This window comes from Nitrospira sp. CMX1 (genome assembly GCF_054902215.1).
The window spans coordinates 60,951-75,945 of record NZ_JBUBKD010000030.1; the positions used below are offsets into that span (position 1 = coordinate 60,951).

Below are 14,995 nucleotides of genomic sequence, written 5' to 3' on the forward strand. Positions count from 1 at the left end.
ATTAGGCTGCATCTAACATTTCTCTAACTTTCCCGATCAGCCCAGTTTGGCGGTACGGCTGCTGCAGGACAAACTGCTGATTGATTCGGTGCTGCCGAATCGTTTCATCATCATAACTGGATAGAAACAATGCCTTCATCGTAGGCTGGAGATCCAACAGCCGTCTAGCCAATTCCCGCCCTCCGATCTCCGGCATGACCAATGGACTCACCGCAAGATGCACAATCCCCTGATACTGTTGCGTCAGCATCAGCGCCTCAACCGGCGAGGCAGCTTCCAAGACATGGTAGCGGTGCCGCTGCAAAACCGACTTCGCTAACGTCCGTTCGATTTCATCTTCTTCTACCAGGAGGATGGTCTCTCCCCCTCTGGCCAACATCGCCTTGAGAAGTGATTCCTCTTGTCCGTCTGGTACGGAAGCGGCAGGAAAGTACACGCGAACGATCGTCCCCTGCCCCGGCCGACTCTCCACATTCAGTTGGCCTCCATGTTGCTTGACGATCCGAAAAACAGCGGTGAGCCCAAGTCCGACATTCATTTCCTTGGTTGAAAACAGAGGCTCGAACATGTGAGCTTGGGTATCCAGGTTCATACCGGTTCCGGTATCGCTGATGGTGATCTCGACCTGAGACGCCGTCGCACCGACCTTGGTTATTGGGGAGGATTTCACAGATGATGCGATCGTCTTGACCTCGATCGTGAGCCGACCTCCATTCGGCATGGCATCCCGTGCATTCACCACCAGCTGAAAGAGCACGGTTTCTAGCCCTTCTCGATCAACTTCGACATATGCCGCCTTGGGATCCTGCTGTACCCGTAACTCAATATGTTCAGGGAGAAGACCATCTATCATACTGCGAACCTCTGCCAACACAGCATGGACCGATACTCTGCCTCGATCTGACCCCTTCTCGAGGTTGAGCGCAATGAGTTGTGCCGTGAGCGTGGCAGCTTGTTCTCCGACCTTAAACAGCTCATCAACGGTAGCCCGAATCGGGTCATGTTGTTGAAGATGCGTCAACATGATACCCGTTTGCTTCCCAACTGCTGAAAACAAGGCTCCGAATTCTCCTGCAATTCTCGCCGCAACTCGGCCCACGGCCTCCAGCTTCTGCACTTCTTGAAGCTGCCGTTCAAGCCCCTGACGTGTGAGTTGTCCCTCTCGAAGATCCGTTTTTGCCTTAGTCAGATCGGACTTTAAGGCAGCAATCCGAGCTTCCAATTCCGTCTTAGCAACCACCAAGTCTTCTTCGGTCTTCTTCAACCCTTCGACGTTCTTCTGTAAGGAGTCTTTTTCTTTTTGGACGACCGCCGTATTTTCTAGAGCCACTCCGTAGAAGACCGCCATCACGACCAACACCGGGATACCCAATAACTGTCCGGTCACCGGTGCCCCCGTGTTCAGAATGCCTTCATACAAGACCACAGAATATCCTGCGCTCAACAGCAATGAGAGACCGAATAGATGGCTGAGTCGTCGAACGGATGCCGCCAGCAGCATGAGCACAAAATAGGTGATATAGAGGTCAGAACGGGCATTCCCCGACAGATAAATAGCGGCGGTCACCAGAATCGTATCCAGGGTCACCAGCATGGACCCAAACCATGCCGCCTCAAAAATGGTTCGAGGCAACATCACCAAAGCGATGACCCCAAGCCACAGCCCCATCACCAAACTATTGGTGACCACGCGACTCAGAATGGGGTCGGCCCCGAATAGGAGTTCGTAGGACAAGATAATGGTGACGAGCCCCTGAAGAACCAAGTAGCGCGACCCTGAGTCGCTCAGCATCCGATAGAATCTGTCAGGGGCTTCGTGGGATCGAGACTTGGCCGAATAGTGTTCCATGCTAGACAGACCTCCAGAGGTGGGAACAGCGGTAGAACAGCAAGTTACATGCCTCTCAGCCCATGACCAATCCTTCGATTTTCCGCCTGTATTGTCTGCGTTAGGACCGCCTCCGAACCACCAAGGGACAAAATCGAACGGATGCCGACACTCAGATACAAACCCGGGGAAGAAGTGGACATCGCTCTCTATCTGAGAGGGGACGAAATAGCGGAGGGCAACTTTTTGATTCGCGACATGAATTGCTGAGCCGATGCAACTGCGGTTTTCCCATCTGAGGCTGTAAAGGTCACATGCCCCATCTTTCTTCCAGCACGAATCACGCGTTTGCCATACAGATGCACCGAGGCACCTGTGGTCGAAAAGATCTCCCGGCACCCCTCGCCAGACGTCACGGCGGTCACCTCGTCTCCAAGAAGATTCACCATGACGGCAGAAGACAATAGCCTGACTTCTCCCAATGGAAGACCACACGCTACGCGAACTTGCTGCTCAAATTGGGAGACCGTACAGACCTCCAACGTGTAGTGACCCGAGTTATGGGGGCGTGGCGCAATTTCATTGATCAGAAGGTGTCCCTCCTGGGACTGAAAAAGTTCGACACAGAAGACTCCTATTCCTTGCAGTGCAGTCACCGCCCGAACGGAGAGCTCACGCGCTGCCTCGGCGTCACTCAAAGAGATAGCGGCAGGGACTCGACTGTCTCGCAAAATCCCTTGCTCATGTCGATTTTCAACGACGGGATAGACACGAGTATCGCCACTCGCACTTCTGACGACCAAGACCGAGAGCTCTCGCACAAAAGAGATAACCTGTTCAGCAATCCACCGAGTCCCGGACGATGACTCAGCCAGGATCCGTTCGAACTGCGCGATATCAGTCGGCTCTCTGACAAACAACTGACCTTTCCCGTCGTAGCCACTTCGCGCCGTTTTACAGATCAGGGGAAGACCAAGACGACCGACTGCTTGATGAAATTGATGGCCCGATTGCACCTCAGCAAACTCGGGAACGGGAAGCAAACTGGATGACAAGAATTGCTTCTGTATAAGACGGTCTTGCAGGGTTTTCAGAACCGCGCTAGAGGGACGTAGTGGGCGACGTTGCTCAAGCCATTCGCAGAGCTCGGCTGGGATATTTTCCCACTCCAGCGTAATCGCTTGGGCTGTGTCGACGAACCGTTCCCGGGTCTCATGGTCTCCGAAGGATATGGGAAATGACTGATCCGCAATTCGATGGGCCGGAGCATTGGGGTCGGGATCCCAAACAACGACCCGATAGCCCAGACGGCGAGCTGTTCCGGCAAACATCGCTCCAAGTTGTCCACCGCCAAGGACACCCACGATAGACCCTGGTTCAAATATCGGCTCCATCACGGTTGCCGCTTGATGGATGACACCTTGGCTACAGCACGACCGATTCCCTTCGCTTCAGGAGAATTGAGAACCGTCTCGGTCTGAATACGTCGGTAGGCGATGAGACGTTCTGCTATTTCAGGACGGCTTCCCGCGAGGATCTGTGCGGCAAGCAGACCGGCATTTTCCGCGCCACCAATCGCTACCGTTGCCACGGGAATTCCCTTTGGCATCTGAACGATGGATAGTAAGGAGTCCAACCCACGCAGGTTTTCTGTCGGAATGGGTACCCCTATCACAGGGAGATGAGTCTTCGCAGCCAACATGCCCGGAAGATGAGCTGCACCGCCCGCACCGCCGATAATCACTTGGATACCTCGACTTGAAGCTGTAGTTGCATATTCAAAGAGTCGGTCTGGTGTGCGATGTGCTGAAACGACAAGGAGTTCATAGGGAATACCCAGGTGACCCAGAATCGCCCCGGTCTTTTCAAGAACAGGGAAGTCGGACTTACTACCTCCCAATACTCCTACGATTGGCCGACTCGTCAACCTTTTCGCTCTGGTGCTGCCTTGAGGCTGTTTTATTGGCAGCTTAATTCTCCCCATACCCTCCGCCTCCCTTGATTGACCAAGACCGACACAATTTGTACCACTTGATGACGGCACCATAGCGAGTCTGCCGGAGAGGGTCAAGACACCTCCCATAACTGCTATCAGCTTCTGCTCCGTATGGAAAACTCTCGTTCGACAGAGCAGCCATGGGTTTACAGGCACGTGATATCGTCGTGGCACAACCCGAGCAGGAAGATTGGTTTGGTTAATTGGGTTGGAGACTGAAAAAAAGGCCCAGGGACTAGTCCCTGGGCCAGTTTCTCAATGGGATCTGACTGCCGCAGCAAAAAGAGTGCTGCGGCACCCTTCACTTACTTGCCGCCAGGTGCTGCCACCTTGGGCGCAAACATTTCAAACACGCTGGGTTCACGCTCCATATAGTCTGGCGGGAAGAAATTGAACCTCCGCCACAATTCGTACCAGAGCGGAACACGATTCATAATGACCCAACCCATAACCTTAGTCCCTTGTCTCACCTGAGCCTGTTCAGGCCATGGTTGAGAATCCTCAGGATCCGGCACAACCCAGAATCGGTAATTACCCTTTCCGTCGTCGATCTGGTCAACCACCTTGATGACACCCCCACGGGTACCGGCCATGAGACCAGGCCACGCTGGTAAGGGGATAGCCGGAACTCCGAAGAAGAGGATCCGAACCTTGCGCCCAGGCTTCAAGAGTGGAGAATCCAACCCTTCAGCCTTCATTTCAATAGCCGGATCAGCAGCCAAAGGAGAAATGGTGACCAAATTATCTCCCTGTTTCACTGTTTCGTTGATACCGACTTTAGCCATCTTGACGACCGTGCCGTCCATCGGAGCATAGAGTTTTGCAGCTTCAATACGTTGCTGCACCCCCTGCTGGCGGTAGGCGATATCGGCCAGGGATTCCGTGGCCTTCGCAGCCTCAGCAACAGCAGAATCACGGGATGCAATCGCATCCATCAACCGCTGATTCACATCAGCAGAGACTTGATCACGACCAAAGCTCAACGAAGATCTGGCTTGTTCCGCCGCCTGGAGACTGGCCTGGGCTGCCTGTAGGCCAGCCTTGGTGCCGATCTCAGTTTGGATCGTCAACTCAAGCTCTCGTTGAGAGACCAACCCCTCTTTGACGAGTTGTCGGTGCCGATCGACGTTCAGTTGTGCGGTATGGACATCAATCTTGGCCGCTTCCACTTTCTGCTGGGCTTCACGCACCTTATTATCAGCCTCAACGACTCGTGCCTCAGCCGAAGGGACCGCGGCTTGGACCAACTTCTTCATTTCGCTTATTCGCTTGTTCAACTGCTCTGCTCTAGCTAACGCAGCCTGGCGAGTCTTTTCCAATGCATCTTTTCGTTGTTCGAACAGAGGAAGGATCTCGGGTGCCATATAGGTTGGATCATAGTCCTCCAGCTCTCCAACCAACTCTCCCTTCTTGACCTTGACACCTTCATAGATATGCCAGGCCTTCACTCTCCCTGTGATTCGCGACTCGATATTCTGAGGCCGATCATAGGGGGTATAGGCAGAAACCTTACCCGTTGCACTAATCGTCTGCGTCCATGGAACGAACTCAAGGACAATGAGAAATAAGAGTAGAATTGTGAGAATCGCGCGGGACGCCGTAAACATCCCCCTCGGTATTTGTACAGCCTGCCAACAGGGCAACTTTGCCAATGCCGGGCCTTGTTCAATAGTGATCGCTTCTAAGCCGACCCCTCGTTGAACCAGCGCACGCTCACCGCTATTATCATGACCGCGACCTAGGCTAGCCATGGAGCCTCCATAATAAAAGTACCGCTTTGAATTGGCCGTTTCAACGACTTATGCATGAGTATGATGCAACATAATACGACGATCTGCATGGTCCGTAAGATTCGGATCGGTGGACACAAAGATCACCGACCAGGCCTCATCCTTTGAGCAAAGCCGTCGCAAAATCCGCTCACGCAACGACGGTTCCAAGGAGTGAATCAGCCCGTCAAATACAAGCACTTGTGGACGACCGAGAATGGCACGGGCCAACAGAATCTGCACCACGTGAGTCGGCGACAAGGATTCTCCAAGTGAGGCGACATCAGACTTTACCCCGCGCGAAAGACCTTCGATATCCTCTTCAAGCTCCGTGAAGCGAAGTGCCCAGTTCAAGTCATCATAGGTTACATAGGAGCGTCCCATCACGATATTCTCTTCGATGGTGCCTTTGACCAAAGATAACTGTGAGTCAATCATGACACTGCGACACTGGTTGATAGCCGCCGCATCAATGTAGCGAAGATCAACCCCGTTATACTGCACGACTCCACCGGTCGGTACTTCGAGACCACCAAGCACTCTCGCCAAGGCAGTTTTCGCAGCCGTTGTCCTGGCATAAATCCCGAGCTTTTCACCGGGAGCCACATCCAAGTTGAATCCATCAAACACGGCAACGCCACTATGGATAAGGCTGACACCTTTGCAGGTCACGCGAACTCCCTGACCCAGATGCTTCGGCAATGCCACCGCAGACTCAGCAGAGACATAATCCTGTTCCTGCCGAAAAACCTCATCAAGGTGGGTCAATGAGGTAAAGAAATAGTAGACATACCCCATGTTCTTAATCAGTGAGTCAAAGTTGATAACCAAGGCGCTCACCACTGCCTGAACGGCCACCAACTGCCCCAACGTCAATTGTCCGACTGACATCAGCCAAGCCGCCATACCCAGAGCACCGGACATGGCAACGGCCTGTCCTCCAACCGAACCAATATATTGACGGACGAGGACGGCAAAGCGTGCCTTCCGTGATTCAACATAGTGTGTGACCAGATCATTGGTCTTCTGCATGATGAAGGGCCGGCTGTCGGTCGCCTTCAATTGCAATGAATTACGTGAAATCTCTTGAATCCAGTTGAAGACATCGTACTTGGCATGGGACATCGCAAGCGTCGTCTTTAACGCACCACGGGAGAGCACAAAAAACGTGGTCGCGAAACCTGCCATGAGCAAGATGTTGTACACAAGAAAATACGGATGGTAGACGACCAACATAATCATCCCGACGGTCCCACCCACCACGACATTCAACAGATCAATAAGCAACGTTGATAGCGCCCGTTGCATAAAGACCGTTTCAATGAAGTAGTTCGCCAGCTCCGGCCTCGCTCCCTGAAACCGGGTACGCGGTATCTGTTCAGCCATCGCCACGGCGACACGCGCAAAGACTCTCCGCTGGACGACATCCACCGCGTAAAAATGGAAGGTCTTGAAGAGCCCGACGAACAGCAATACCGAGAACATCACTGCCGTCAAGGTCCAGATCATGACCGGCTGAATGGCATAGGAAAAGGTGCTGACCAATTCTTGTACGGTCAATGGAACGATAAGGGAAAAGAACCCGACAGCAAGGGCGTAAGAAAAAAGTAGACTCATTATCTTTTTCTCAGCCCGCATGGCTACGGACAGTTGCTTCAACAATGCTTCAAACAAGCCCTGAGAACGTTCGCCCTGAGGTTCTTTCATGAGCACCCCCAGTAATATGTCAGAATGTGAATCATCGGCCCCTCGCCAACATTGTATACAATGGAACTTAGTCTATTCTCAGATCAACATCCAAGCCCACCGAAGGAACTACTCGATACCACTAAACCCACCCTGAATGCTTAGTCGCGTCCTGGGAGTTTTATTCCAGATAACCCCGCAGAATGTAGTTGGTCACCATATTTGGCAAGCACGCTGTCGGCCAGGGGCTTCGACAAGGCCCCTCTCGCCCATAACATCCCCCCACGAGACACGGCATAGTCAGCTTGTGCACGGTAGAGTTCGTAAGCCGCCTCAACCACTGCACGCTCTCGGAGGTTGACGAAGAGTACGCTCGTTGCTCCCATATTAAAGCGAGCTCGCTCGCCTTCTTCCAAGGTCTTGGCCAGGCGCAGAGCCTCTGTGGAGGCCTTCACACGGTCTCGCGCACGTACCTGGGCCGAGAGCCAGTTATCCACATCAATCTGAACTTGACGCTCGGTGTAGGCCTGTTTATAGCCCAGTCGTTCCTGCTCTGCCTCTGCGTGAAGCACCTTCCCGCGGGCGGCCCGATTGAACAACGGCATACTGAAGAAAGTCGCCATCCGGTAGCCGATCCCTCCGACCCAATAGATCGACCCGATCGCCGGCCCCCCCTCAATCGTAAGCTTTGGAAGCAACGCATTCTTCGCCAGTTTGAGTTCGATATTGTTCAATTTGGCTTCGATGTAGAGATCGCGCACTTCCGGCCGATCCTCCGTCGCTTCCACTTTGAAGGCCGCCACATCCTCTTCACTCGGCAACGGCGTTTCACCCTGAAATTCCGGCGCCCATTCCGGTCTCGGCGTCACTGGCTCGCCGTTTTCCCAGAGAAAGAGTGCCAGCTTATATTGTTCATATTCCACCTTGCGCTGTGCAGCAATCGCGGCCTCTCGACGCCGCTGAACTTCTTCTCGGGCTTCGACCGCGTCGATCGGAGCAACTGCCCCAGCCTTGGCTCTGCCCTCAACCATGCGATACCGCTCTTCCGCGACGGCCAGTGCCCGCTTGACGACATCGGCTTGTCTGGCGGCAACCTGCCAATCCCAGTATTGAACCGCCCCGGCGAGATAAAGATCTTGCCGCTTCTGGGCCACCTTGATCTCCGCTTGCGGCCCCGCGAGTTCCGCCTGTTGAAATTGGGCAAACTCTTCGTTCACCATGAATCCCCGCAGGAGATTCAGCCTACCGCCCACGATGCCCATTTGCTGCGGGTAGAACAGTTGAAAGTCTTGAGGGACCGCTATTGCGGGGCTCTGTACATTACGTGTACCTACAACCTGCCCTTGGAGCGTCGCATGATCCCCAAAGACATTGCGGATACCGCCGAAGACCTCCCACCCCCAGGGGTGCCCTACCTTGAGAAAGGTATCGACATAGCCAGAACTTAAGTGATTCGGCGCGCCACTGGCGTTCGTCAGGTTGTACGTTTGATACCGGTCGAATTCGAGTTCGTTTCGAAACTTCGGCTCCCACGCACCCAAGGCCTTCAGGACTTTCGCGCGCGCCTGCGTCCGCTCCAGTCCGGTCGCTCGAAGCAGCGGATGGGTCAACTCAATCCTGGCCAGCACCTCTTCAATGGTCAAAGGAGCAGTGCGAGTCGACTGAGCCTGCATGACACTTGAGTCGAGCACCGGTTCGGCCAGTGCGGTCGCTGACATCATCAACGAGAACAGCAAGAGAAGGATCAAGGAAGGATGCTCCTTTGTTGCTGAATTAATCGCGTCCCGGTCGTTTGAAGCCGTTCAGGCCCGCTGCCGTCAGTGGATTCCCGTACTTGGCTAGCTCACTTTCAGGCCACGGCTTCGACAAAGCACCCGTGGCATACAACATTCCCCCTCGCGACACGGCGTAGTCGGCCTGCGCCCGATACAGTTGATACGCCTGCTCCACCACATTGCGCTCACGAAGGTTCACAAAGAGGACGGTGCTCGCGCCCATGTTGAATCGGGTCCGTTCCCCCTCCTCCAGCGTCTTCGCCAGCCGTAACGCTTCCGTCGCCGCCGTCACCCGGTCTCGGGCCCGCACTTGGGCCGAGAGCCAGTTGTCCACGTCGATGCTCACTTGTTGCTCGGTGTACAGCTGTTTCAAGACCAATTGTTGCTGGTCTGCTTCCGCGTACAGGACCTTCCCACGCCCTTCTCGCTGGAACACCGGCATCGCAAACCACGATTCCGTTCGATACCCGATTCCCACATTCCAGTCTGAACCGGCTTCCATTTGCCCCCCTCTAAAATCGAACTTTGGGAGCAGGTAGTTTTTGGCGAGCTTGATGTCGATATTATTCAGCTGAGCTTCGATGTAGAGCTCTCGCACTTCCGGCCGCGTTTCTTTCGCCTCTACTTTATTAGCGGCAATTTGCTCCACAGTCGGCAACGGTGTTTCGCCCTGGAATTCTGGCGCCCATTCCGATCGTGGCGTCACCGGCTCGCCGTTCTCCCAGAGAAAGAGGGATAATTTGTATTGCTCATACTCCACCTTCCGCTGCGCGGCAATGGCGGCCTCTCGCCGAACCTGAACCTCTTTGTTAGCCTCAATGACATCGAGTGGTGAGGCCAGACCACGCTTCGCCCGTCCCTCAATCTGCGTGAACCGTTCTTCGGCCACAGCCAGGGTGCGCTTCACAATCTCGGCCTGCTTCACGGCAACCTGCCAATCCCAGTACTGCACAGCGCCAGCCAGGTAGAGGTCTTGCCGTTCATGCGCCACCGCAATTTCCGCTTGCGGCCCCGCGAGTTCGGCCTTCTGAAAGTCGGCGTACTCCTCGTTCATCATGAGACCGCGCAGCAGATGGGCCGACCCACCCAAGATCAGTTGCTGGTTAGGCCAGAAGAGCAGTCCATCATTCGCGAGGAGTGCGTGGGCACCTTGGTTGATGCGATCTCCAAATCCGTTGCGAATCCCACCTTCAATCGTGAAGCCCCATGGGTGCCCCATCTCGATCGTGCTGTCGTTATATCCCCCCGTCGTCGTATTCACGAAGGCGAGGAAATTCCACGACTGATACCGATCGGCTTCGGTCCTGTTCTTGAATTTCGGCTCCCAGGCTCCGAGCGCCTTCAGGATCTTCGCCCGGGCCTCAATCCGCTCAACCCCGGTTGCCCGAAGCAGTGGATGGGTTAATTCAATCCGGGCGAGCACTTCACTGATGGTCAGGGGCTCGGTGCGGGCGGACTGCGCTTTCAATGCGCTGGAATCGTGCACCGGCTCAGCGAGTGTCACCACGGGAATCAGGATCAGAATCAGGAATAGGAGAGCGGCCATCGAAGGATGCTCCTTGTGCCGGACTAATCGCGGCCCGGTTGTTTGTACCCGTTCAGGCCCACCGCTGTCTGCGGATTCCCATACTGCGCCAAGGACTCTGTCGCCCACGGCTTGCCCAAAACACCCCTTGCGTACAGCATGCCACCACGCGACACAGCGTAGTCAGCTTGCGCCCGATACAGCTGGTAGGCTGATTCCACCACATGGCGTTCACGGAGGTTCACAAAGAGCACGGTGGTCGCCCCCATGTTAAACCTCGTGCGCTCACCTTCTTCCAACGTCTTGGCCAACCGCAGGGCCTCCGTCGACGCCGCCACTCGGTCTCTGGCACGGACCTGGGCCGAAAGCCAGTTATCCACGTCGAAGCTGACTTGTTGCTCGGTGTACAGCTGCTTCAAGGCCAATTGCTGCTGGGCCACCTCCGCAGACATGACTTTTCCACGAGCTTCTCGCTGAAACAGCGGCATCTCGGAGTGCAGACCGACCCGGTAGCCGATTCCCACAATCCAGTCCGAGACACCCTTAGTGGGCCCCCCCTCAAGATCCAACGTTGGAAGCAGTTTGTTCTTCGCCAGCTTGATATCGATATTGTTGATCTTGGCTTCCATGTAGAGATCGCGCACCTCCGGACGTGATTCTTTCGCCTCTACCTTGTAGCCTGCAACTTCCTCGTTGGTCGGAAGCGGTGTTTCGCCCTGGAATTCCGGCGCCCATTCCGGTCTCGGCGTCACCGGCTCGCCGTTCTCCCAGAGATAGAGAGAGAGCTTATATTGCTCATACTCCACCTTCCGCTGCGCAACGATCGCCGCCTGTTTCCGCCGCTGCACCTCTTGACTCGCCTCGACAACATCGAGCGGCGCGACCCGCCCGCCCTTGGCCAATCCTTCAACCTGAACCAAGCGCTCTTCGGCAACGGCCAAGGCTCGCTTCACCACCTCGGCTTGCTTCACGGCGACCTGCCAATCCCAGTACTGCACGGCACCAGCCAGGTAGAGATCTTGTCGCTTCTGCGCCACCTTGATCTCCGCTTTCGGCCCCGCGAGCTCAGCCTTCTGGAACTCGGCGTTTTCTTCGTTGACCATGAGCCCACGCAGCAAGTGAAACGACCCACCGTAGTAGAAATGCTGGGTATGATAGGTAGCCAGTAGATCAGGAGGATAGGCGATACGGTTGTTATTACCGGCATCGCCGAAGCCGCTACGGAGCCCGCCTTCGACTGTGAAACCCCAGGGATGCCCGACCTGGATCGTGCTGTCGGCATACCCCGCCGTATGTTGACTTGGAATATCGAACGCCGTCGTGAGATTCCACGTATTATACCGTTCGGTCTGTGTATAGTTCTTGATCTGCGGTTCCCAGGCCCCCAGCGCTTTCAGGATTTTCGCCCGGGCCTTCGTCCGCTCAGCGCCCATGGCTTGAAGCAGCGGATGCGTCAATTCGATACGAGCCAACACTTCTCCGATGGTCAGGGGCGCGGTGCGCGTCGACTGCGCCTGCATGCCACTCGAGTCGACCACCGGTTCGGCCATCGTCGTCACCGGCAGCATAATCAACACAGCCAACAACAGAGCGACCATCGAGGAACTCCCTTCCAGTCACGTCATGTCAGGTAGCGGACGGCGCCCACACTAGCAATCTCCCCTTCATTTTTCAAAATAGATAAAACAGATTGGATCTATCGTGAAATCCGATGTATAGTAATGCCCCCATTGTGACCGAGGAGGCCGTATGGAGTGGTTGAACTACCATCATCTCCTATATTTCTGGTCCGTCGCTAAACATGGAACCGTGACCAAAGCCTCCGAAGAACTTCGCTTGGCGCAGCCCACCCTCAGCGGCCAGATTCATCTCTTAGAAAATACTTTTGGAGAAAAGCTATTCATTCGAACAGGCCGGCGCCTTGTGCTGACGGAGATGGGCCAGCTCGTGTTCAAGTACGCCGACGACATCTTCGCGACCGGGCAAGAACTCCTCAATACCGTCAAAGGAAAAACCGACGGACAGCCGACACGTCTGGTCGTGGGAATTGCAGATGCCGTGCCCAAACCATTGGCAACCCAGCTCCTCACGTCAGCCATAAAGATGTATCGGCCGACGCGCCTGATCTGCCAGGAGGATAAACTGCGTCAACTGCTGACTGATCTGTCTGCCCATCGGTCGGACTTGGTGATCGCCGACACTCCCGCCCCTCCGGGCGTGAAAGAACATACGTACAACCACCCCTTGGGTGAATCGGGGGTCACTCTGTTTGCGACAGCGACGCTGGCGGCCCAGCATCGGCGGGACTTTCCCCACTCACTCCGTAACGCGCCGCTCCTCCTACCCACGTCCACCGCCGTGCTTCGTCGATTGATGGATCAATGGATGGTGAACCATGGCATCCATCCCAACGTGGTCGGCGAATTCGATGACAGTGCGACCCTCAAAGCCTTCGGTCAGGACGGCCATGGAATCTTCCCTGGCGCCACCGTAATCGAGAAAGAGATCTGCCGCCAATACCAGGTGCAAGTGGTGGGACGGTTAGCTGGACTCATCCAACACTTCTATGCAATCACCGTCGAACGACGGCTGAAGCATCCGGCCGTTCTTGCGCTTGTCCGCACAGCCCGGCGCGAATTGCTCAGTTAGCAAAGCACAGCCCCTCGCCACCAGGCATACTCGATCAGGACTAACGGCGCCCGACAGCTTTCAGTAGGTGCTCTCGTTCCTGACTCGTAAGCTCTTCCCACTCGCCGATGCCCAGTCCGTTGACCGTGATGTGCATGATCCTGGTTCGATGCAGCATGATCACCCGATAGCCGAGCGTTTGGCACATCCTTCGGATCTGTCGATTCCGCCCCTCGGTCAAGACAATAAGGAACCGATCCCACCCGACTCGACTCATTCGACAAGGCTTCGTTCGGCTGCCGAGAATGACGACGCCCTTCTCCATATGATCCAGAAAGGCCTGATCGAACGGATGATCCACTCGAACGAGGTACTCCCGCTCGTGTCCAAATTCGGTACGGAGGACCTCATTCACAATATTGCCATCGTTCGTCAGTAAGATGAGTCCGGACGAATCCTTATCGAGCCGCCCGATCGGAAAAATCCGTTCAGGATGTCCAATCTCAGCAATGATATTTCGTGGGACATGCGATTCGCTCGTGGTCGTGACACCGACCGGCTTATGATACTTGATATAGAGGGGGGCGTTCCTCCAGGGGAGGATGTGGCCTTCACGGGCGATGACGTCGGATGGCTCGACCTGATCCCCAAGCGTAGCCACACGGCCGTTGATCGTGATCACTCCGGACTCGACCAATCGGTCGGCTTCACGCCGAGAGCAGATCCCCTGTTCAGTGAAAAACTTATTGATGCGGATCGTCTGAGCCACGGGAGGACAGAACTCTTCTCGGTGACACGGAGGTTAATGGACGCGGCGACCGGCCCTGATGCGACCGAGTATGCGATAGATCAACCGCGCAATGGAAAATTGCGGGGCGACAAATCCTTCAATGGGGGCGATCTCGCTGATATCCATCCCCACGATACCTGGCCCGTCGGCAAGGGCTGTGATGAGATTGAGGGTGTCGTACCAGCCAAGCCCCCCAGGCTCTGGAGTCCCCAAGGCCGGAATAATCGACGCATCCAGCCCATCGCAATCGAAGGTCAGATACACCGGCGTTCGGCAGACCGCGATGATGTCAGGAATCCATTTCACCGCCTTCCCTTCGTACGGACCGGATGGATCGATAAGCGTCGCGGCAAAGAACGTCTTGATGCTGTCCGTTGTGTCGATCCGTACAATCTCCTCAGGGCTGATCGATCGGATCCCCACCTGCACAAGCGGTAATCCATCACTCACGACCCGTGCCATCACGCTGGCATGGCTAAACGGATTGCCTTGATAGGCCTCGCGCAAATCGCCATGGGCATCAATTTGAACAACCGTCAGCTGCGAGTAGCGTTTGGCATGGGCACGAATCGCACCCAACGCACCGGTGTGTTCCCCCGTCAGTGTGACTAAAAACCGTCCGGATCCGACGTGCCGTGACACGAACGCTTCAATGGCGTCGACGGCATCCAGGTTAACCTTCCCGTTCAGTTCCAAGGGGGAAGCTGTGGCCACCCCGCCCCATTCTCGATAGGGCTCGCACCGCAGCTGCTCGTCGTAGAATTCCACCTGCCCGGAGGCTTCAAGGATGGCTGACGGGCCCCGATCCGAGCCACGAATGTAACTCGAGGTATGCTCATAGGGGGCCGGCAAAACATAGACGCCAGCCTGGTCCGGATGGCACCAGGGTTCGTCTATTCCCAGGAAATTCTGGTCTGGACCTTCCCAGCCAGCAGGAAGTGTCATGCTGATCCTTCCCCTCGCCACCAGGGCGATTGAGACTTGCTCCTCTCAACCGG

At 55.4% G+C, this 14,995-nt stretch carries 11 protein-coding genes; 1 reads left to right on the forward strand and 10 read right to left on the reverse strand.

Going from position 1 to position 14,995, the window contains the following annotated elements:
- Position 1: 1 nt before the first annotated feature.
- The 8 genes from ACYX34_RS08510 to ACYX34_RS08545 form a co-directional block, all read right to left on the reverse strand.
- A complete protein-coding gene (locus ACYX34_RS08510; RefSeq protein WP_462076126.1) occupies positions 2-1,849 on the reverse strand; it encodes an ATP-binding protein in 1,848 nt (615 codons plus the stop codon).
- A 188-nt stretch (positions 1,850-2,037) separates the two neighbouring features.
- The gene (locus tag ACYX34_RS08515) at positions 2,038-3,222 is read right to left on the reverse strand and encodes a 5-(carboxyamino)imidazole ribonucleotide synthase (RefSeq protein ID WP_462076163.1); all 1,185 of its coding nucleotides are present in this window, start codon (positions 3,220-3,222) and stop codon (positions 2,038-2,040) included.
- The gene (gene purE, locus ACYX34_RS08520) at positions 3,222-3,812 is read right to left on the reverse strand and encodes a 5-(carboxyamino)imidazole ribonucleotide mutase (RefSeq protein ID WP_462076127.1); all 591 of its coding nucleotides are present in this window, start codon (positions 3,810-3,812) and stop codon (positions 3,222-3,224) included. Before purE ends, ACYX34_RS08515 begins: the two co-directional genes overlap by 1 nt.
- Before the next feature lie 317 nt (positions 3,813-4,129).
- Positions 4,130-5,575 carry an HlyD family secretion protein gene (locus tag ACYX34_RS08525; protein ID WP_462076128.1) on the reverse strand — a complete coding sequence of 482 codons (1,446 nt, stop codon included), beginning with the start codon at positions 5,573-5,575 and terminating at the stop codon, positions 4,130-4,132.
- A gap of 48 nt (positions 5,576-5,623) precedes the next feature.
- Positions 5,624-7,300 (reverse strand): ATP-binding cassette domain-containing protein, encoded by a 1,677-nt coding sequence (locus tag ACYX34_RS08530; RefSeq protein WP_462076129.1) that lies wholly within the window; start codon positions 7,298-7,300, stop codon positions 5,624-5,626.
- A gap of 140 nt (positions 7,301-7,440) precedes the next feature.
- On the reverse strand, positions 7,441-9,027 hold the full coding sequence (locus tag ACYX34_RS08535; protein ID WP_462076130.1) for a TolC family protein: 1,587 nt from the start codon (positions 9,025-9,027) through the stop codon (positions 7,441-7,443).
- A gap of 25 nt (positions 9,028-9,052) precedes the next feature.
- Positions 9,053-10,600: a TolC family protein gene (locus tag ACYX34_RS08540; protein ID WP_462076131.1), complete on the reverse strand. Its 1,548-nt coding sequence runs from the start codon at positions 10,598-10,600 to the stop codon at positions 9,053-9,055.
- Positions 10,601-10,623: 23 nt separating this feature from the next.
- Entirely contained in the window at positions 10,624-12,177 is a 1,554-nt protein-coding gene (locus tag ACYX34_RS08545) for a TolC family protein (RefSeq protein WP_462076132.1), read from the reverse strand.
- Positions 12,178-12,328: 151 nt separating this feature from the next.
- Here ACYX34_RS08545 and nhaR point away from each other — a divergent pair, with 151 nt between their 5' ends.
- Complete coding sequence (gene nhaR, locus ACYX34_RS08550; protein ID WP_462076133.1) at positions 12,329-13,228, forward strand: transcriptional activator NhaR; 900 nt, start codon at positions 12,329-12,331, stop codon at positions 13,226-13,228.
- A 40-nt stretch (positions 13,229-13,268) separates the two neighbouring features.
- On the opposite strand, the gene ACYX34_RS08555 is transcribed toward nhaR, so the two are convergent.
- Both ACYX34_RS08555 and speB read right to left on the reverse strand, forming a co-directional pair.
- The gene (locus ACYX34_RS08555) at positions 13,269-13,964 is read right to left on the reverse strand and encodes a pseudouridine synthase (protein ID WP_462076164.1); all 696 of its coding nucleotides are present in this window, start codon (positions 13,962-13,964) and stop codon (positions 13,269-13,271) included.
- Positions 13,965-14,009: 45 nt separating this feature from the next.
- Positions 14,010-14,942 (reverse strand): agmatinase, encoded by a 933-nt coding sequence (speB, locus tag ACYX34_RS08560; protein WP_462076134.1) that lies wholly within the window; start codon positions 14,940-14,942, stop codon positions 14,010-14,012.
- Positions 14,943-14,995 lie beyond the last annotated feature (53 nt).

Excerpts from the sequence above, each read along its gene's own strand:
- ACYX34_RS08510 (WP_462076126.1), bottom strand. The coding sequence starts at position 1,849 with ATGGAACACTATTCGGCCAAGTCTCGATCCCACGAAGCCCCTGACAGA.
- ACYX34_RS08515 (WP_462076163.1), bottom strand. The coding sequence starts at position 3,222 with ATGGAGCCGATATTTGAACCAGGGTCTATCGTGGGTGTCCTTGGCGGT.
- purE (WP_462076127.1), bottom strand. The coding sequence starts at position 3,812 with ATGGGGAGAATTAAGCTGCCAATAAAACAGCCTCAAGGCAGCACCAGA.
- ACYX34_RS08525 (WP_462076128.1), bottom strand. The coding sequence starts at position 5,575 with ATGGCTAGCCTAGGTCGCGGTCATGATAATAGCGGTGAGCGTGCGCTG.
- ACYX34_RS08530 (WP_462076129.1), bottom strand. The coding sequence starts at position 7,300 with ATGAAAGAACCTCAGGGCGAACGTTCTCAGGGCTTGTTTGAAGCATTG.
- ACYX34_RS08540 (WP_462076131.1), bottom strand. The coding sequence starts at position 10,600 with ATGGCCGCTCTCCTATTCCTGATTCTGATCCTGATTCCCGTGGTGACA.
- ACYX34_RS08545 (WP_462076132.1), bottom strand. The coding sequence starts at position 12,177 with ATGGTCGCTCTGTTGTTGGCTGTGTTGATTATGCTGCCGGTGACGACG.
- nhaR (WP_462076133.1), top strand. The coding sequence starts at position 12,329 with ATGGAGTGGTTGAACTACCATCATCTCCTATATTTCTGGTCCGTCGCT.
- speB (WP_462076134.1), bottom strand. The coding sequence starts at position 14,942 with ATGACACTTCCTGCTGGCTGGGAAGGTCCAGACCAGAATTTCCTGGGA.